This window comes from Candidatus Nitrosopumilus sp. SW, assembly GCF_006740685.1.
GTDB lineage: Archaea > Thermoproteota > Nitrososphaeria > Nitrososphaerales > Nitrosopumilaceae > Nitrosopumilus.
In genome coordinates this window covers 1,019,007-1,039,684 of record NZ_CP035425.1, presented here as the reverse complement: position 1 = coordinate 1,039,684, position 20,678 = coordinate 1,019,007, and the positions used below count along the sequence as shown (strand labels likewise).

At 35.6% G+C, this 20,678-nt stretch carries 14 protein-coding genes and 1 tRNA gene; 5 read left to right on the top strand and 10 right to left on the bottom strand.

Annotated features, from left to right (window positions below; translation table 11 throughout):
* Window positions 1-16 precede the first annotated feature (16 nt).
* Complete coding sequence (gene tgtA / locus Nisw_RS06235; protein WP_141977459.1) at window positions 17-1,528, top strand: tRNA guanosine(15) transglycosylase TgtA; 1,512 nt, start codon at window positions 17-19, stop codon at window positions 1,526-1,528.
* A gap of 39 nt (window positions 1,529-1,567) precedes the next feature.
* Here tgtA and Nisw_RS06230 read toward each other — a convergent pair whose 3' ends face one another.
* Entirely contained in the window at window positions 1,568-1,870 is a 303-nt protein-coding gene (locus Nisw_RS06230) for an ATP-binding protein (RefSeq protein WP_012215920.1), read from the bottom strand.
* A gap of 140 nt (window positions 1,871-2,010) precedes the next feature.
* The gene (locus tag Nisw_RS06225; protein ID WP_012215921.1) at window positions 2,011-2,223 is read right to left on the bottom strand and encodes a hypothetical protein; all 213 of its coding nucleotides are present in this window, start codon (window positions 2,221-2,223) and stop codon (window positions 2,011-2,013) included.
* Window positions 2,224-2,336: 113 nt separating this feature from the next.
* Between Nisw_RS06225 and Nisw_RS06220 the strand changes: the two genes are divergently transcribed.
* The 4 genes from Nisw_RS06220 to Nisw_RS06205 all read left to right on the top strand — a co-directional run bounded on the left by Nisw_RS06220 (window position 2,337) and on the right by Nisw_RS06205 (window position 4,942).
* Window positions 2,337-3,602: an MBL fold metallo-hydrolase gene (locus Nisw_RS06220; protein WP_141977457.1), complete on the top strand. Its 1,266-nt coding sequence runs from the start codon at window positions 2,337-2,339 to the stop codon at window positions 3,600-3,602.
* Window positions 3,583-4,443, top strand: a complete 861-nt coding sequence (locus tag Nisw_RS06215; RefSeq protein ID WP_141977456.1) for a DNA glycosylase — start codon at window positions 3,583-3,585, stop codon at window positions 4,441-4,443. Before Nisw_RS06220 ends, Nisw_RS06215 begins: the two co-directional genes overlap by 20 nt.
* A 33-nt stretch (window positions 4,444-4,476) precedes the next feature.
* A tRNA-Arg gene (locus tag Nisw_RS06210) sits at window positions 4,477-4,551 on the top strand.
* Between the two features lie 40 nt (window positions 4,552-4,591).
* Window positions 4,592-4,942 (top strand): hypothetical protein, encoded by a 351-nt coding sequence (locus Nisw_RS06205; RefSeq protein WP_141977454.1) that lies wholly within the window; start codon window positions 4,592-4,594, stop codon window positions 4,940-4,942.
* Here the strand turns inward: Nisw_RS06205 and Nisw_RS06200 are convergent.
* The 8 genes from Nisw_RS06200 to Nisw_RS06165 all read right to left on the bottom strand — a co-directional run bounded on the left by Nisw_RS06200 (window position 4,939) and on the right by Nisw_RS06165 (window position 20,533).
* Window positions 4,939-5,403 (bottom strand): plastocyanin/azurin family copper-binding protein, encoded by a 465-nt coding sequence (locus tag Nisw_RS06200; protein WP_141977453.1) that lies wholly within the window; start codon window positions 5,401-5,403, stop codon window positions 4,939-4,941. The genes Nisw_RS06205 and Nisw_RS06200 overlap by 4 nt on opposite strands.
* 51 nt (window positions 5,404-5,454) lie before the next feature.
* Entirely contained in the window at window positions 5,455-7,050 is a 1,596-nt protein-coding gene (locus Nisw_RS06195; protein WP_141977451.1) for a cytochrome b N-terminal domain-containing protein, read from the bottom strand.
* Window positions 7,034-7,639, bottom strand: a complete 606-nt coding sequence (locus tag Nisw_RS06190; protein WP_141977449.1) for a twin-arginine translocation signal domain-containing protein — start codon at window positions 7,637-7,639, stop codon at window positions 7,034-7,036. Before Nisw_RS06190 ends, Nisw_RS06195 begins: the two co-directional genes overlap by 17 nt.
* Window positions 7,640-7,682: 43 nt before the next feature.
* Window positions 7,683-11,492: a S8 family serine peptidase gene (locus tag Nisw_RS06185; RefSeq protein WP_185736585.1), complete on the bottom strand. Its 3,810-nt coding sequence runs from the start codon at window positions 11,490-11,492 to the stop codon at window positions 7,683-7,685.
* Window positions 11,493-11,523: 31 nt separating this feature from the next.
* On the bottom strand, window positions 11,524-12,492 hold the full coding sequence (locus tag Nisw_RS06180) for a methyl-accepting chemotaxis protein (RefSeq protein ID WP_141977447.1): 969 nt from the start codon (window positions 12,490-12,492) through the stop codon (window positions 11,524-11,526).
* Between the two features lie 111 nt (window positions 12,493-12,603).
* Window positions 12,604-17,772: a hypothetical protein gene (locus tag Nisw_RS06175; protein ID WP_141977445.1), complete on the bottom strand. Its 5,169-nt coding sequence runs from the start codon at window positions 17,770-17,772 to the stop codon at window positions 12,604-12,606.
* A gap of 215 nt (window positions 17,773-17,987) precedes the next feature.
* The gene (locus Nisw_RS06170) at window positions 17,988-19,319 is read right to left on the bottom strand and encodes a ThiF family adenylyltransferase (protein ID WP_141977443.1); all 1,332 of its coding nucleotides are present in this window, start codon (window positions 19,317-19,319) and stop codon (window positions 17,988-17,990) included.
* Complete coding sequence (locus tag Nisw_RS06165) at window positions 19,319-20,533, bottom strand: threonine synthase (RefSeq protein ID WP_141977442.1); 1,215 nt, start codon at window positions 20,531-20,533, stop codon at window positions 19,319-19,321. The genes Nisw_RS06170 and Nisw_RS06165 overlap by 1 nt, the downstream gene beginning before the upstream one ends.
* Between the last annotated feature and the right edge of the window lie 145 nt (window positions 20,534-20,678).

The window sequence follows — 20,678 nt, the reverse complement described above, 5'->3', positions numbered from 1 at the left end:
TAATTTGAAAAGATACTTGTTTGAAATATCAAAAACAGATTTGGCAGGCCGAATAGGGAAAATAGAAACTAATCACGGAATAATTGAAACACCTGCATATGTTCCAGTTATTCACCCTGTAAAGCAAACAATTCCTTCAAAAAAGATCAAAGAGATTGGCTTTGATTTAGTAATTACAAATGCATACATTACTAGAAACAATTATGGAGACAAGGCAATAGAAAAAGGAATTCATAAAATTATTGATTACGATAGAGGAGTAATGACAGACTCTGGAGGATATCAAGTTTTAGAATACGGTGATGTTCCAGTAACTCCAACAGAGATGGCAAGTTTCGAAGAAGGTATCATGACAGATTTTGCAATACCATTAGACAAACCAACAGGGTTTGGACTTCCGATAAAAAAAGCAGAAGCATATGTCAAACATACTCTCAAAGTGTGTAAACAAACTATTGAAGATAGTAAAGATAACGGACAGATTTGGATTGGACCAATTCAAGGAGGAGAGCATTTTGATCTTGTTGCAAAATCAACAAAAGGCTTACTCAAAATGGGATACAAGATGTTGGCATTAGGTAGTCCAGTTGAATTTATGGAGTCATATGAATACAGATTATTAGCTCAAATGATTGTTGCAGCAAAAAAACAGATCCCACACAACATACCATTACATCTTTTTGGTGCAGGACATCCACTAACCATTCCATTTGCAGTTGCATTAGGTTGTGATACATTTGATTCTGCATCATACATGCTATACGCAAAACAAAACAGGTACATAACAGAGGATGGAACTAGAAATTTATCAGATATCGTAGTTTTTCCATGCAATTGTGAGATATGTACAAAATATACTCCTGATGAATTACGACATTTAGAATCTACTGAAAAAATCAATCAACTTGCCATCCACAATCTTTATGCAATAAAATTGGAAGTAGACAAGGTCAAACAAGCAATACATGAGGGCAGATTATGGGAATATGTTATCAAAAAAGCAAGAGCACATCCAAAATTATTTGAGATGGTAGAAGTGATGACAGAAAATACGGAATTTTTAAGAATTGGTACACCAAAATTCAAGGAAAGGGCAATTTTTCTATTTGATAAAGAAGATCAATTCAGACCAGAAGTACAATCATTTCATGAAATAGTGAGGAAGTTCAAATCAAAGAAAAAGAAACTCCTCATCACAAATGAATCATCTACCAAACCAGGATACCTATCACATCAATTTGTAAATCTATCAAAAAAACTCAAAGATTTTGAAGAAACTCAGATTTGCCAATACAATCCTCAACTAGGATTAATTCCAATTGAGATTTCAGATATTTTCCCTGCTGCACATCATGAAACGTCACGAATGAGTTTTGATCCTAAAGAATTTACGGAATTTGAAAAAACCTGGAAGATGTTTTTTGATAACAATCAATTTTCAGAAATTCGTTACAACAAAGAAAATGAATTCCTAAAACATTTTGTAAAAACATTACCAAAAAATATCAAGAAAAAATCTTTTTCGTAATTAAAAATAAGAAAAAAGAATGTGCTAAAAGATTCAGCTTTATAGTGCTGCGTCTTCTGCCCAACCGTTGATGAAGATACCGTTTTTGTGAAGAGGTACTGGTTGTCCAGCAGTGTAATTCATTGGTCTCATCCAAAAGATTGATTTTGTTGGGCATACACCGATGCATGCACCATCAGAAATACATCTTTCTGGGTAAAAGACAAATGCTTTACCTCTCTTCCAGCCTTCAACTGGTTTTACTCTAAGGACATCAGGACCAAGAGTTGTACAGATTTCTACACATAGTGCACATCCGATACATCTTTGTTCATCGATGTCTGGAAGTATTGCTATTGGCATTACAAAACTAAGAATGCTTGGTTACTATTTAAACCATGATTGATATCCATAACCCTGTTATGAAATTTGATCGACAAAAATCATGCGCAGGATTTAGATTAAGAAATTTAAAAAACAAAAAGATAACGTGATAATCACGTTTATTTTCTCATTGCGTCTATTTGACCAGAAGTAACCCAGTCAAGTAATTCTGCAGAAGATGGATTAAGGTCTGCTTTCTGATTCATCAGATTGTTAACCCAAATCCAGTTAATTTGGTTTAGGAGCGGTTTGTTTGCTTCGTCACCAGCACGTGTTTTAGCGACGACGGCTTGATCTTGTTGTCCTAACCATTCTTGGAAGCTTCTTCCCATGAGGATCGGATCTTAGCTTGCACTAATTAAAGCTTTTGAAGATTCTATGTTAGACATAATGATCGGGTAACTCTCAAGAAGGTTTTAACGTAGATGAAAAATCATGTTAATTCTTGAATGTTAAAGTTTTAGGGGCTGCCAACGAGGTAGGCAGATCAGGTTTTTTGGTAGACTGTAATGGAACAAATCTCTTACTTGATTATGGGGTATTATTTGGCAGAAGAGGGACACCCCCACAATACCCACTTCATGTAAAACCAAAGGATTTGGATGCAATTATTATCACTCATGCTCACTTGGATCATTCAGGAAATGTTCCATCACTTTTTGTAAGTGGCAATACAGAAGTTTATGCAACCCCACCAACATTTGATTTATCAAAATTATTGATTGAAGATATGCTAAAAATTGAAAAAAATTCACATCCATTTGATTTACCAGAGTTAAACAATATGATGAAAAATGCAAAAGAGATTGGATTTAAACAAAAAATTACCAAAGGTAATGCAACGTTTGAGTTACGAGAGTCAGGACATGTGATTGGCGGTAGTACAGTATTAGTGGAATCTGAAGGTAAACGATTATTCTACACTGGAGACATTAAAACAAATGGTTCAAGAATGCTACGTGAAATGGACTTGGATGTTGGAGAAATCGACATGTTAATCACTGAAAGCACATATGCCATGACAGAACAAAAACCAAGAAAAGAGTCAGAGACAGAATTAATTGAATTTGCAAATGAAGTAATGGATAGAAAAGGAATTTTATTCATCCCATCATTTTCAGTGGAACGTTCTCAAGAAATTGCATGTATTTTGAGAAATGCCAACTTTAAACATAGAATCATCATGGATGGAATGGCATTAAAGGTAAATGAAATAATGTTTAGACATCCAGAATATCTACGAGATCCTAAAGTATTTTCTGATGCAATCAAAGGAGCAACTGCAATTACAGATCATGCTGAAAGAAAACGGGCAATGAATGAACCCTGTGTTGTTATTTCACCTGCAGGAATGTTAGTTGGAGGAAATGCAGTTTTCTATTTACAGCACCTAGCATTTGATGATAAAAATGGAATTGCACTTGTTTCTTACCAAGGAGAAGGTACACCAGGTAAAAAATTACTAGAAACAGGAACAGTATCATCTAGAGGAAAAGACATCAATGTTACTGCACAAGTCAAGCAGTTTGAATTTTCAGGTCATGCTGACAGGAATGAATTATTTGACATGATTAAAAAAATTAAAGGAAATCCCAAAGTGTTAACCGTACATGGGGATTCAGAATCTTGTGATTTGTTTGCACGAGAAATTCATGAAAAATTTGGATTAGAAGCACATTCTCCTGCAGTCAATGAAGAAATTCCTGTCTGAAATGCAAAATCACCAAATAGATGTTGAAAATTCGATAAATAGTGGTCAAGTTTTTCTTTGGAAAAAATATAATGAGTTTTGGTACGGAGTAAATGGACAAGATATTCTTCAGATAAACAAAAATGCAAAAATAAAATCTTTAAAAAATCATAAAACAGATTTTTTTAGAAACAAAGATCATTTTGATGAGATAATCAAATCAATTTCAAAAGATAAAACAGTAAAAACTGCTGTAAAAAAATATCCAGGATTAAGAATCATAAAACAAGATCCTTTCCAATGTTTAATTTCATTTATTGTATCATCAAATTCCAATATTCAAAAAATTAAGAACAATCTAGAAAACATATCACAAAAATTTGGAGAAAGAACCACATACAAAGATCAAGAATTCTTTCTGTTCCCAGACGCAGAAACTCTTTCCAAAGCATCTATTAATGAAATTAAAAACTGCGGTGTTGGGTACCGTGCAAAATTCATTAAAGAAGCTTCAAAAATTATCGCTTCTAAAAAAATTACAGTTGAAGATTTAAAATCAAATAGTTATTTTGATGCAAAAGAGAAAATTCGGAAAATTCCAGGAATCGGAAATAAAGTTGCTGATTGTGTATTGTTATTTTCTCTTGATAAATTAGAATCATTTCCATTAGATAGATGGATGATTAGAATTTTAGAAAAATACTATTCAAAAAAATTCCAAATTAATACCAAAACAATTACAGAAAAACAATATGATATCCTACATGAAAAAATTGTAGATTATTTTGGTCCATATGCAGGATATGCACAACAATTTCTCTTTAAAATGGAAAGAGAAAATTACCAAAAAAAGTGGCTGTAAACCCTTAAAATGGTAATTAATTGCTAGGTTTTTGGGCCCATAGCTCAGCATGGATAGAGTGTTGGACTTCTAATCCAATGGTCAAGGGATCGAAGCCCTTTGGGCCCGCTTAACAAAATTATTTATTCTAATCAAAAGGGGTGTTTTTGTGAAAGACATAGAATTCAAGTTAAACTCAACTGAAATTCATCCAAATTCTGAAATCATAGGAACAATTACTGTATCATATCCAGGAAGATATGATGGAGTAGTTATCAATACACAAATTTTGGATTCAAATGAACATATCACCTACAAATCATACAACGGGAAAACTATTTCCAACAATGTTGCAAGATTATTTATCAACAAAGACGTCATGTCAGAAAATAAAGCAGAGTTTACGGCAGTAATAAAATTTGAACCAACTCAAGAATATGAAGTAAAATTCAGGGCATCAATTATCGAACAACATAAAGAAATTGAAAGTCAGATAATTTTTGCAAAGTATTCTATCTAGAATCTGCTCTTTGCTATTGTAATTTCACCTTTCATCCAAGGATGAGGTTGGCAGAAATAATGCAGTACAGTTTCTTCTGTAAATAAGAACTCGTAGGAATCTCCAGGTTTGATTACTCCAGGGGAACCAAAGTCACCACTGAAACCATCTGCATATCTGTGATCAGGAGTTACAGTATGAGCAGTGTCATCCATATTTACCCATTTGACATTATTTGTAAAGGTCAGTAAAGCTTCGGCCTTATTTGGAACATAATTTTCATTTCCTTCAATAACTGCACCTGGAACAATCTCAATAATGAAAAATTCTTCTTCAGGATGTAAAATATGATCAGATACAGATGGTTTTGCTAAAGATTCAGGAAGATAAAATGAAGTGTAAAATACTACAGATGCAGACAATCCAACTAACAATGCAATGAGTCCAATTCCATAAGCATGACTAGATGTTGGACTACTCATGATTTTTTTCGCCTCTCAAGTTCTTATAAAGCTTGTTTGAAATTTTTGAGATCATGGTTTGTTAAGATCACCAGTACCAAGATTTGGATTATTGTCTGCACCAACTCCCAAATCAGCCTGGGTTTTTGGAACAGAAACTTCTGGAGTAATAGGTTTCTCTTCTGGTTTATCTGCTGCAGTTTTACCTTCTGGAAGCTTTGCAGATTCTTCAGTTTGAGAAGATTCTTCAGGTTCAGCTAATTTTGGTTTCTCATCAGATACTTGAACTGGAGGAGCTGGAGGAGCATTCTTTTGTTCACTCATTCCATATCTGTAGATATGGAAGAATCCAGCAAATACCATCAGTATAAGTCCGACGAAGAATAATGAGATGTTGTTCATTCCAGTTATGGCTGCATTATATGCTGCAATGTTAAGAAATACTTGGAATGCTAACAATGCTACAAGTAACCAATTAATCCATTTTTCAGACAAGTTTAGAGTTGCAACTTTCTTTGGACCAGTACTCTTTGCCAGTTTTGACTTTCTTTCTGCTTCATTTGCAAGTTTAATCATCATGTATGTAAATCCAAAGCTCATAGGAACTAACAATATCATTACACTGTAGAAGAATACGGGATCAATTACCAAACGTTCAACTAAAGGAATTGAGATATCTGGTGAGATATAGAATCCCCAATAAGTTGTCACCATAATTTGTGCAAGACTAGTAATTCCAAATGCAGTAATGATTGGTCTTTCCCTCCAAGAGAATTTCTTGTATCTATCGATAAACGGAATCAATACAAACGATATGATAAATATCAAAGGCCACAACAATCCAGTTACAAACTTGTCATATTGAGTTCTCATGAAAGCGTAAATTCCAGTCAAATACCATTCAGGAACAGTGACACCAGGCGGTACAGTAGGTTCAAACTTGAATCCTAAATCAATTGGAAAGACACCACCAGTAATCAAAATTGCACCAGCAATCGCCATTACCATTGGTACATCAAACACCAAGAATCGGGGGAAGTGAACTGCCATCAATCCAAGCATAACTATTGGTAACAAGAACACATGTTGTGCATAGAATCTTAATACAAAGTCCGAGAACCCACTACCCAGCGCCGCATCACGAATAACAGGTCCCGCTATAGGAATTGACGTAGTTAGTGACGCTGCAATACTAATTGCAAGTTCTGCTCTTTCAGAAAATATAACATCATATCCAGTAAATGCTTCTAGGATAGTAACAACACCTAAGATGACACCAGTCATCCATAATACTTCATTTCTAATTTTGTATCTTCCACTAAAGTATTGATAATACATGTGAAGGACAGCTAAGAGTACCATTGCATTAGAACCATGATAGTGTATGTTTCTAATGTGGAATCCAAATGGAACTTCATCATTAATGAATTGAACACTATCCCACGCTCTATCCAATATCGGTTGATAGTAAAACATGAGCAGAGCTCCAGAAACTCCCAACATAATGAATACAATGAATGTAAGCATTCCCAAAAATCCAAATGGACTTACAAATCTTGCAGGGAATGAAAACTTGATTGCAGTAAAAATAGTTCTATCTACACCTTCCCATAACCAATAGAGAAATTCGACTACACCATTTCTTCTTGGCTCAAGCGAAACGGCCATATCCAATTACTCCATTTTCTTGTGCATTAAACTTTGGTGGCATGATATAGACCAATCCATCAGCATCAGCTTCCAAAGTAAGTTTAGGTAAAGTGTTTGATGGTGCAGCTTGTACTGATGCAGGACCAACAAATGCTGTTCCAGAAACAGGATCATACATACTTCCGTGACAAGGACATTCACCTCTTTTTCTTCCATCATCAGGCCAATATTTCCACAAACACCAAAGATGAAGACAGATCATACTAAAAGCTCTAAATGCAGAAACATCATTTTTTCCACCACCTAGTTCTTCAGGAAGTCTGATGAATTGCCATTTACGAAATGCTTCAGCATCAAGTGCTGCATCACCTGTTGCAGGATAGGTAATGACTTCAGCATGATTAATTGGATAAGTGTTAATGTTTGCTTGAGTGCCATCAGGCAAAATAACAGGCACTTTCTCAAGTGAAGCCTGATTTGGGTTTGGCATGAAATTACCAAATGGGACAAATGGAGCAAAAGCTAAACCAGTTCCTGCTGCACCCATTAACTTTAGAAAGTCTCTTCGGGATAATCCGGCAGACTTTTTCGTCCCCACCTCTGACATTCAAGCTGACGTACTCGCCAAATTGCTTATAAACCTTGTTCAGTCACTTTGTAGATTTTTGTCGAATTACAATGATAGAAACAATTCCGATCGCAATTCCAATAGTAATTCCTATTCCAATTCCTACCAAAAGTAAATAATCAGACTCATCAGATATAACGATGGTTTCTTTTGAAATAGATTTTTCGCCAGTGGAAATAGTTTCATTTTCAGTAATTTTTTCCAAGTCAGAAGATAAAACATCCTCAGTTATGATTTCAGTATCTTGAGACATCATTTCAGGTGAAATGTTTGTAAATTTGGCTGCAAGGGTAATTGGTTCAGTTGTAGAATTTCCTCCAAATAATGTAGAGTGTGTCAATAATGTGTAAGTGCCAGTTTGATTAATTGGTACATACAATACAGTTGATGTGTCATCTTTGTTTTTCACTGGGAAAAATCCGCCACCTTGACTAAATGGAGTGTTTCCTAACCAATCAAGGGATGGCCATCCAAGAAAATGTCCAAACACTCCAGATGGAACGTTAGTTTGAATGATTTGTCCTAAAGGATCCATGACAAATACAGCTAAATTTGTGTCATCACTAATCCAAGATATTTCAATAGCAGCAGAATTTACAAATTCATTTTGTACATCAAAGTAATATTGTCGCCAATCACCTGCCATGTAACGATTAACCATATCAAATGCTCCTTTGGTGTATCCATTTCCATAAATAACATCATCACTTTGTTTTCCATGAATGATAATCGTTGAATCATTTTCTGTTACAGGTTCTTTAATTACAAATGATACTGGTGCATTTACTTCATGCATGTCACTTTGAAAATTCAAAAATCCTTGATATACACCAGTTTGTAAATCAGTTGGAGTTACTAAGGTTACATCAACAGTAGAAGTATCGTTAGGAGGAACAGATATTGTTTCAGATTCAGGCCATAACATAGTCCATTTATCATTTTGATAATAACTTGCAGAGATTGTATAGTCTATTGAAGTTGAATTTTGATTTGTGTTTCCTAACCAGTAAGAATATCGTGTGGGAACTGGATAAACACCAACTAATGGTACACCATCAAATTTTTCATTGGGTTCAGAAATTCTTATTTCTTGGACAGTTCCCCAAGAACCACCTCTGTTAACCAAAGATATTTCATCGCTAGTAATTTTTGTATCATTGTTATTATCAAGCCAATCATACAAGTATAATGAAGAAATTTTGAGATCATCAGCATAAACATCAGAAGTGTTATTCATAAAATGATCAAAAGGAAAATTCACATTTAGAATCATTAAAGAGGATTCATCAGGGATTGGTTTTTCTTCATCAAAAAAATCTTTCAAGTCTTCTTGAGGTTTTACATCAGATAATTTTACATAATTTGGAATAAATGTATCAGTTTTGTTCATGATAGAATCTTGTTGACGGGGAAATGTTGTTCCATTAAATTGAGTATGTTTAATCAAAGAGATAGTTTTTGGTTTTACATCAACAAATATTTCATCATCTGTGGGATTAGTTATGGTAAAAGTTGCAGTAGTTCGTTCTCCTGCAGTTAATTGTCCTCCAAACCAACTTGTCATTAGAAGTGAATGTGAAGGAAGTTTGAATTGTTCAAAACCTACTGCGGTGTGATTAAAGTTTTCAATTGAGGGTTCAAGAATTTTTTTAATATTATCATAAGAGTTTTCATTAGTAACTATAAACACACCATTTTTTCCATGAACATAATCTAAAGCAGAATTAACATTTGCCAAACCGGAGCCTTGAGTAAAAGGATCATTATTCAGATCAACTGCAGTAGACATTAAGATGTTTTTTATCATGAATGAATCATAGTTTTGATATTGTTTATTCATCTCTTCAATCAAAATTGCAGCACTTCCAGAAACTAATGGTGCAGCCATACTAGTTCCTCCAAATAATGAAAATGATTCATCCTTTGAATCTTTTTGGGTTTTTATTACATTTGATGGAACAAATCCATGAGCTCCAATACTCATGATGTCAGGTTTTGGATCACCAATTGATGTTGGTCCTCTACTAGAGAAATCAACTACATGATTATAATGATCAGTAGTATTACCAAATCTTGGCTGATCTTTGAATGGTCCATATCCAACAAAAACATTATTGGTAGTAGCTCCAACTGCTATTCCAAATGGAGATGCATTTGGCAATCCAATTGTCCCATAACCATGACCAGAGTTTCCAGCACTAGAAACCATTACAACTCCAGGATAATCATCATCAAGTGAATGAGGGGTTGCGAGCATACTTTGAATTAATGACAAAACATCAAATCCAGGTGATGATTTGAATGATGGAAAGGTTGAAACTCCCCAGCTATTAGAAATTATGTCGGCTCTAGGTTTTCCAGAAAATTTCCAATTGTTATGTTCATTTTCAAATCCTGCAGACCATAACCATGCATAAACGGTATCACCAAACCATAATGCCTTTACTGGTAAAATTTTTGCATCAGGTGCAACACCAATTATTGAATACTTTTTGGTGTCATTGTAAATGTTGTATGTTTCGTGTCCACGAGATGTAATTGATGCAGCACTGGAAGTACCATGTCCCATAAAATCAGTCATTACCCCAAAGAATTCACCATCAGGATCCAATGCAGGCAAAAGTGTTCCATTAACTGCATTTAGTGTATCATCAATTTCAGTAGAATTGTTTCTAATAACGCCATAAACATCTAAAACTTGAGCACCAATGGTACCAGCACTATAATCATTTACTCCATCTCCATTTGAATCAAAAACTAGAAACTCTTTTCCACTTCCCAAAACTATTGGTTTTTCATCAGTGAAATCAAAATCATAATTTGCTCTTTGACCAGATGGCAAATCAAATCTAGTATAGTCTTCCCAAGAAGTACTCATATCAGGAATTATTGTATCATAAACTCCTGGAATAAAAGAATCAACGACAAGTACCGGAACAACTTGGATTTTGGCAAGAGGTCCACTTAGTCCTCCTTGATAAATAACTCCAAGATGGTATTGGCCACTTTTTGATTTTATGTAGTTTCGATTATCTTCTCCAATTTTCATGTCATTTGACAGAGTACCATTAAAAATTGGAGTAGAGCCTATTTGTGGAAAGAATGAATTGTAAATTGGGATTTCACTACCTTTGCCTTCTTGAGAAATATCAAGAAACACTCCTTCTTTTGTCACATATGCTGAAGAAGTCATGTGTGATGGAATTGGTTTAGTGTAATTTCGAATTATTTCATTTTCATCAATATATGCAAAAAAAGTTGCATTTGTTAGAATAATTCCTTGACCATCAGGATCAAGCATAATTGGATGGTTAATTTGGTCTCTTGCAAGCGAATGTTGAATATCAGGATTTGAAAAGTCGACTCCTGTATCTACAATTGCAATGACAGTACCATTTCCGGATGCATTGTAATTTTGTTTTGCGTTAGTTGAGCCAGTTATTTCACCAATTCTTGATGCATCCAATATTTCATTATTTGAGGAGTGAAATTCAAGTTTCGAATCTTCAATTACATGGATACCTTGCGTTGCTAATAATGAAGCATTTTTTTCAGATAAAAGTGAAACATAAAAAAATCCATTATCAGATTGAATTCCATATATTGCGTTATTTTTTATATGATCAAGATTTTGAAAATGTGATCCAAAAATCAAATAGCGTTTAAAATTATTTTCAACAAAAAAATTTGAATTAATATCTATAATTTGAGAATGAAATTCTATTTCATTTGAATCATCTTGAAATAATACATCATCACCAGTAAATGCATATGAATTCACCAAAAAACTAGATAGAAGAAGGATTGAAAAGAAAATAGCCGCTTTGGGCATCAATAAATTTTTGACTCTTTCATTATTATAACTATCTTCTTCGTGCCAAAATTGCAATCTGTAATGCAACTATAATTCCAATAGATGCAATGATTGGGAAGAGTAATGAGTTTAGTTGAGATGACGCTTCGCTGATAAATTCCACAGAAGTAGAAATGGTGCCCGTGCTTTCATCAATTTTATTACTTGCAGTTTCTAACGTATTATCAAATCCTTCAATTTCAGATTTTAAAACATTTAGTTCTTTGGAAGTATCATCTAAAATTGTGTTCAAGCGAATTATTTGTTCAGAGATTCCACCTAAATCTTGACTTAGAACATTTGTTGCAGCAGAACCATGAGATGTTGTTCCTTGAGTAAAGGCTACTACGTGAAAGACATGAGTTCCTTCTTCAATCGGAGTATAATCAACATAGTATAATCCTTGATGAAGTGTTTTGAAAGAATTAGTTAAAGTCACAGAAATTCCTGAGGGAAGATGAACATGTGTAGTTCCAAGCAATTTTTTTGGTTCATTTCCTATAAGTAATCCATCACTTGTTGTTTGAACAAATACTCTAATTGGTTGATTGATTGCTGCAGTCTCAGGTGCAAATACTAGCGTATTAACAATTCTTTCAACTGGAACATCAAGCAAATCAGTAGTTTCTGAAAATTTTACATCTATTTTTTTAGAGATTCCATTTTGTTCAGTACTTATTACTTCAACAGTATATGTACCAAAAGGGAAGTTTGTTGATGGTTGGGGCCATGTTAACAAAGAATAGTTAAATGAACCGTCAGAATTAGTGGTAAGTTGATCAAACTTTGCAATTGTTTCATCGGGGGCAAATAGTCTCAGAATTAAATTTTCTTCAGGTAAACCTTTACCATAAACTTGAAGATTATGGGATGGTGCATACACTTTACTATTTGTAGATAAATCAAGATCTGCATAAGAATATGGAATTTGAAATATTAACAATATAGAAAAAATCAGAAATAAAATATTAAATTTCATTTTAATTAATTACAATTCCTCTCCTAGATATTACTTCTGGAAAAATTGTCTATAACTTTCGTTAAGAAGGATTCAAAAAAAAGAAAAAAAGGATAATGTGAACTAGTTTTTCTAACTTACGTTGACAGTTGTACTAACTGGTGGTGATAATGCCGTAGGATTATCAACAGACTCCCAAACGAATGCAGTAGCAGTGTATGTTCCTGCTTCAGTTGGAATCCATGATAAAGCTGGGCTGAATGATTGACCAGCAGATAATGAACCTGTAATCCATGCTAGTGAGACTGTAACACCGTTTGCATCCTGAATCTGTACCAAGTATGCGAATGATTGCTCTCTATCCTGACCATTTGCTAAGTCAGCGCTGATTTGTACCTGTTGGTCAACGGAAACAGAATCTAAGCTGTTACCGAATGCATCAACGGTTCTCAAGTTAGCAGCTGGTGCTCTCTCAAGAGGTGGTACTACAGTGCCAATTAGTGAAGTGGCAGTAATATCAAGTTCATCTGCAGTTGTGTATGGATCAGGTAGTGTATTGTCCTCATATTCTGCAGTGACAGTGTCACCTTCTGAAACTCTGAGTCTGTGACCAGATGATTCATCAAGGGTTGTGAAGAACACAGTTCCCTCAAAGATTCCGGTTGCCTCATTAGTCTCAGTTACAGTAAGGTCAATACCTCCGGCATCGGAGTCAGACCACACGTCGACTTCGAAGTTGTCGACTGCTTCTGGATCTAAGTTCATGTCTGGATCAATTACTCTTACAACACCTGTTCCGCTAGCTGGATAGCTTGCCTCAAGCCATTGGACTTCACCGATGTTCCATCTGATAAGGGCAGAGCCTACAATTGTTTCATCCTCTGAGAATTCAAAGGAGACAGTAAGTCCGTCATCATCATCAGTGGCCAAGAGACCATCTGTTGGACCGCTACCACTTGTGGTACCGGTTACATCGCCAGTGTCACCATCACCATCAGCATCATGGGCAGTAAATCCTGTGAGGATTACTTCACCAGTGAAGATACCTGTGTCTGTACCAGTCTCGACGAGTTTGTAGTTGTCAAGATCGAATCCTCTGGTAGAGACCTTAATTGGGTCATTATCAGTTTCTCCGATTTCGTCAACTAGGTCACTGTCAAAGTTGTGATCTGGTGCGACAATGGTAATGTAGACTTTGTCAGTCCATGTGTATACTTTTTGGTCAAGTTCTACAGTTGCTCCGAAGTTTGAAGTGTAGATTGTCAAGTTGACATCTTCATCTTCATCTCCTACATAATCAGATCCGGATGGACCCCAGTCAGTATACTCGAGGATAATTTCTTCTCCTCTTTCTAACTTATCACCATCAAGTTCTTCAGGGATTTCGATAACAATCTGGAAGATACCAGTAGAGTCACCTGTTTCTCTAAAGTCTGTTGGTTCTGGGTCAAATGCAGCTGCTGCGCCGGTCACACCTTTGTTACCCATAGTTGTGGTTGCGGCATCAGAGTCCCATTCGATCAAGTCCAAGTCATAAGTCTCAGCACTATCATTGTCAAGATCAAAGTCTGGCTCAATGAGTGTCAAGATCATGTCTGAACCGATAATGTATACGGATTTGTCAGATTGTAATACACCGTTTCTTAGGTCAAATGTTGCAGAATCAGTAACAGTATTTGGATCACCGGATGCATCAGCTGGGTCAGTGTATTCTACTTGGAGAATATCTCCTTGTAAGATACAGAATTCTTGGCCAGAAGGTGCAGCGGCATCAAATCTGTCTGTATCAGCTGTACCAGTAGTACCGTCTAATGCGGTATACTTGGTGTTATGGCTGTTACATTGTGCTGATGCTGGACCGTCGGTGAATTTAATTGAAACATCCAATTCGTAAATACCGGCATCTGGTGCGATTTCATCAATTTCACCGAAGCTTCTGATGTTTGAGATGGTTCCATTGTTACCACCAACATCAATTAATCCGGTGTTTCTTTCTGAAGCGCCTGCATAACCTAAGACAACTACATCAGAACCTCTGATTACAGAGATTTTGAGTGCATCATCTTGGTTCATTACATCTTCACCAGATGGGTTTACGTCAAAGTCTGGATCGTTAATTCTGACGTGAATAGTTAGATCTCCTGAAGGTAATTCTTCACTGGAATCAATAGTGCTACTGATTCCTGTGGCGTGAATTGGGAATACTGATCTTCCATTTGGAGATGAGTTAGCAGCTGCGTTAGATTCACCTACGGTACCAAATGGTACTGGGTAGACAGTTCTATCGAGACTAACTGAACCAGTATTGGCTCTTACACCTGCGGAATCGCCGACTTCGACAATTTCACCAGATGCATCTCTAAAGTCAACATAGTTAACTTCGATATCGAGTCCAGTTGTGGTTTCTAGGTCACCTGCATAAGTAAGTGGTGTTGTTGTAGAATCAGAAACTCTACACCATTTTGATGGGATTTGGAAATCACCAACAAATTTACCAGTTGCTTTACCTGTTTCAACTAGAGTAAATCCAGTTGCAGCAAGTCCGGTATCAGTTATGCCTGCATTGCTAAATTCAGTAGCACAAGTGTTACTGTCATTACCAGTTGCAGAAGCATTTGAACCGTCAGGAGTTGACCATATAACATCATCAAATGTGATATCTAATAATCTACCGAGTTCACCAAAACTCAAACTTTGAGTTGTGGCAGAACCGACGTTATCATCTGTTGCTTTTGTATTATCAGAAACAACAGTAAAGATATCGACAAGATCAGAATCTACGTTAAGATCTAAGTCTTCAACAGTTATTGTTACAGTGTCAGCAATCTTGTAAGAATCAGAATCTAAAGATACAACACCAGAATGACTTGGTGCTTCTTCTTGATCAGATACAGGAGTTACAACACCATCTGCACCTAAGTCATTATAGTTGACTCTTGGTGCATCTTCGTCAGTAAGATCCTCAATTACAATGAATGAAGGATCATCTGCGATTGGTGTGATGCCAGCAAAGGTAGCGGCATCCTGTATGTTAATTTGGTTAACCATGACATACTCAAGTGAACCTTTGAAGGTACTTGTGTTGTCACCTGTTTCTTCAGCTTCAATTCTGATTATTTGGTTTGCAAATCTTTCAGAAGATTGCACACCATCATCACTGAAACCAAATGAGAAGAAGTCAATTACGATTACTTCTTTGGCGGCGAGGTCATCGACACCTGTGAAGTACATTGCAAATCCAACGTTTACGGAACTATCAGTTGTGGTAGAACCATAAATAGCATCAGATACTGCATTGTTCAAATCAACGTAATCCTGAGAATCAGTTGAATTGTTGACTAACAATATTGCATTGTTTTTATCAACATTTCTTGTATCGTTGTTAACCCATGGAAGGATATTTCCTGTGGTGTTAAGCAATGCGATACTTACTGTGTCTGCACCTAATGATCTAACATCATAGTTAAGGAAGTTGAAGCCAACAGTAGTGTTGTCTTCATCAACTACGGTTTCTTTTATGGTCTCCATAGTTGCACTTCCTAAGTCAATGATTGCAAAGTCAACATCAAATGTTGATGAACTGTTGGCAGTCTGAGAAGCGATTAACCTCTTGCTGAATGCATCAACAGATTCAGTTACAGTGACGTTGGTTGCACTGGTGAATCCAGTTACATTGATTGTGAGTGTGAAGTTACCTACTGGTGATGATAGAGATGCAATATCGAAGATACTGTCTGCATCATTTGTACCATTGGTAAAGATCATGTTAGGAGTTCCACCCTCATCAATGGTGAATGGATCACCAGTTCTGAGTGCTGGAATCAAAGTTACGTCTGGGTTGTTTAAGTCTAAGTCTTCATCTGCTCTGCTGTTTTTGTTTTGATCAGCATCAACGACAACTACTGGAATCTCTTCACCAGAGGTCCATTCGTCATCAATTGGCTGTATATCAATAGTAGCAAAGGAGAATCCTACAAGGATAGTTTGAGGTGTTTCATTGTAGTCAAGTGATGCGGAGGTTCCCCTCTTTGCGTCACTTGTGATTTCTAGTACTGATACATCTGATTCATCATATGTACCAAATACACCACTGTTTGGACCTTGTTCGGTGATGGTTACTGGGATGGAACCTGTACCTAACACATCAGTTTCTGCTGTGACACCAAATGCAGATGCATTGTTGACACTAGCAGTAGAGTTTAGTTGGGCAAGGATTGAATCGCCGTTATCCTGAATAGTTACCACTGCTGTGCCAGAACTTTGAGCATCAACATTTAATGTTAATACACAATTATCTTCACACATCAAGTTTGGTAGTGTGTTTTTCAGGGTTAATGCGCTTCCACCAGAAGCACCGTTTTCATCGAATACTTGGTAAAATGTATCAATATTGGAAGAGTTTCCAGTATTGGTAGCAAATGTCCAAGAGTCTTCATCAGTTGGGTCAATGTTTAACCATAAGTCAGTAATTGTTGCATGTACTTGTGATATTCTTGGGTATACAGCTCTATCTAAAGTCAATTCGGCAAATTGATCAACAGTATCAAAAGTAAGTGTTGTTGATTGAACACCACCACCTTTGTTGTACTGTATGACAACATTACCTGTTGGGTTTAATTGATAGAGTTGAACGAAAGGCCATACACCATCGCCGTCACCTAGATCAATTTGACCTCTGTTAACGGAACCTGATTGTGCTACTGGATCTTTTGCTTCTCTTACAACATTGTTAGTTCCATTAGTTGTTGATGCAGCTAATGTGTTAGCAGCACATGTTGTGGAAATTGTGCCACCTGATGAACTTCCAGTTGCGGTACCGTTACCAGTTGCTGTTGCGTTTGCAACTGTAATTGGTAGTGCAATACCGTCTGTTTCAGTTGTTGAGAATCCCAATACAGTGCTACCAGAAGAAGCTGCACAAAATACACCAAAGTCCAATCCTGAACCTGATGTTGTGGCAGTAGAGTCGGCAATTAATGCCATATCTCTATCTGCAAAGTAACCATACCAGTTACCATCAACTGCTTGGACCATTCTCAGGACCTTACCGTTGACAGTTACGTCTGGTTCACCTTTTGCTTCATCGGTATCATTGATATCACTGTCAATTACGACGACCTCAATTACTTGAGGTCCTGACATGTAGTTATCAAACTGTGAGTTTTCTGCGGAAACAAATAGGTTGGCGTTGGCTGCAAATGCAGCAGGCATTACACCTGGAGCTGCAAATGTTAGTCCACCGGCAACCATAATTGTCATTAATGTAAGACTAGTTATTTTACGTCCTATTTCGTTATTCATGTTATTGACATTTTTCTTCAAAGTTAGTATTTAACCGTAATGGACGATTTGTCCACAATTTGTCAAAAAATTGAAATTTTTTTATCAATTTTTAGTTATTGATAGAATTTCTATAAAATTTGCATATAAAAATTATGCTTTATTCCTAAAATATAACTATGATCGTTATATTTTTCATAATTTTTGTATTATTTATGAATTTTTTATAGCCTGTTTTAGGCTTTGATCTCTTTGCCTAAGAGACTTTTGTATAGTGAAATTGCATCATTCTCATCTTTTGGTCCAACTACAACTGCAGAACCTTTCATCATAAAGCTTACAGACAAATCATTAGTTCTCAGGGACAACCCTAAATCTCCTTGATTATCAACTATGAACCCTTTTTGTTTTGCAATGCTAGTAACTTCATCAACATCAAGATCAAAAGTATCAGTTGGAGTTATTGAGTAAGTTCTCTTTCCTCTGTTTCGCCCACACAATTCTTCTAAAATTAGTTCTTCTTTTTGTACAACTTCAAGTTTTCCCGTTCCACAGATTGGACACTCATCAGCTCTAAATGTTCTAGTACTGTTAAAATCAAGATTTTCTAAATCAACATGTAAAATTCTTTCAGAGAGATTTGGTTTTTTTCCAAGAATTATTTTTACAGCTTCTGCAACTTCAATTGCACCGATAATAGAAAGTATAGGAGGATGAACACCTTCAATACTACATGTTGGCATGGTATCCTCATTTAATTCAGGAAACATACAAAAATAACATGCAGATTTTTTTGGCAAGACAGTAAAAGCTTGTCCAGAGGTTCCTACTGCAGCACCTGTAACAAATGGAATATTATATTTTACACATGCTTTGTTTAATGCATATCTCGCATTAACACTATCAAGTGCATCAATTACAACATCACATCCTTCAACAACTTCTAATGCAGTATAATCATTTATTGAAACAGCTAAAGCTTCAATGTTACAATCTGGATTTAATTTTTGTAGTTTTTTTGCGGCAACTTCTACTTTTACTTGACCAACATCATCTTCATCAAACATTATTTGTCTATGTAAGTTTGATAATTCAATCACATCCCTATCAATAATTCGTAAATTTCCAACCCCCATTGTTGCCAATCTAGAAATTATTGGGTGTCCTAAACCACCAGTTCCAACTACACAAACTTTTGCATTTTTTAATTTTAATTGTCCTCCATAACCAATTTCTTCAAGCATAACTTGTCGAGAAAATTTATCAAGTTCTTTTGTAGAAAGTTCTTCAGAACCTCCAGCCACTGCAGGTAAAATGTAAACTTCATCACCATCTTTAAGGGAAGTTTTCATACCAGAAGAAAATTTTGCATTTTTACCATTAATGTAGATGTTAATTAGAGAACGTGGAGTACCGTCAGATTCTAAGACTCGTCTCTTAAAATCATCACCCATTAATTCGGAGATTTTAGTAAATGCATCCTGTAGAGAATCAGCAGTGATATCTGTTTTTTTTTCTCCACCGCTTTGATTTAATACTGAAGGAATTGTAAATGTGATATTTGCCATTAGTTGACTACCGCCGATACTTCTGAAATGTCTGCTTTGAGGACTTTTGGTTTTTGTAAAACTTCCATGATAGATTCAGTTGCTTTCAAACCGTTTCCAGTGACATAACATACAACCTTATCATTTTTGTCAATCTTACCTTGTTCAACCATCTTTTGCAATACAGAAACTGAAACCCCTCCAGCAGGTTCTGTAAAAATTCCTTCGGTTTTTGCCAAAAGGAGTATTGCATCCAAAATTTCTTTGTTATCGCATTCTTCTGCAAATCCATTGTATTGTTCTAATCTTTTGAGAACATATCTTCCATCACCAGGATCACCTATTGCTAGACTTTTTGCAACAGTATCAGGATTCTCAACAGGTATTACTTCTTTTGAATTTTTCTTAAATGCATCAACAATTGGGGCACATCCGTGTGGTTGTGCAGCAATCATATGCATATTTGATACATCATTAAGCAATGAAATACTTTGTAGTTCTTCAAACCCCTTACAAATTGCATTAAGCATTGCACCACTTCCAACTGGAACAATTAACTGATCAGGTACACTCCAATCTAGTTGTTCTGCAACTTCATATGCTAAAGTTTTAGAACCTTCAACATAATGTGAACGCATGTTAATATTTACAATTCCAATTCCTTTAGAATCTCCAATTTGAGCTGCAATTCTATTTGCATCATCATATGTTCCATCAACTGCAACATAATTTGCACCATAAGATAGTGCCTGGGTAATCTTTGCCATCTCAATATTACTTGGTGCAAACACATGACATGGAAATCCACCTTTTGCAGCATGTGCTGCAGTTGCAGATGCCAAATTCCCAGTAGATGCACAACCAACAGCAGATAATCCAAATTCCTTTGCTTTTGAAATTGCAACACCAGCAGGTCTATCTTTGAATGAAAATGTTGGATTTACTGAATCATTTTTTATATACAAATTATTTAGGCCTAATTTTTTACCAAGGTTTTCAGCTTTTGTAAGAGGGGTCATACCGGCATCAATACTTACAATGTTTGATTTGTCCTCTATTGGAAGTAATTCAAAATATCGCCAATACGTTTGTTCACGATTAGAAAATGTGTCTTTTGAGACTTGGGGAAAATCATATTTTACATCTAGAGGACCAAAACAGTCATCACAGACATACTTGAATGCAGTTTCATACTGTTTTTTACATTCTCTACATTGTAATGATGTTCTAGCCAAGATCAGTTTATCCTCTTGTTAGATAGATAAAAAATCCTAATATCAAGTTAAGTGACACTTAATTTAATACAACAAAAAATATAGTGAAAGATAGTAAAATGTATGAAAAATTATTTTAGAATAAAAAAAGTAATGAAAATTAAAG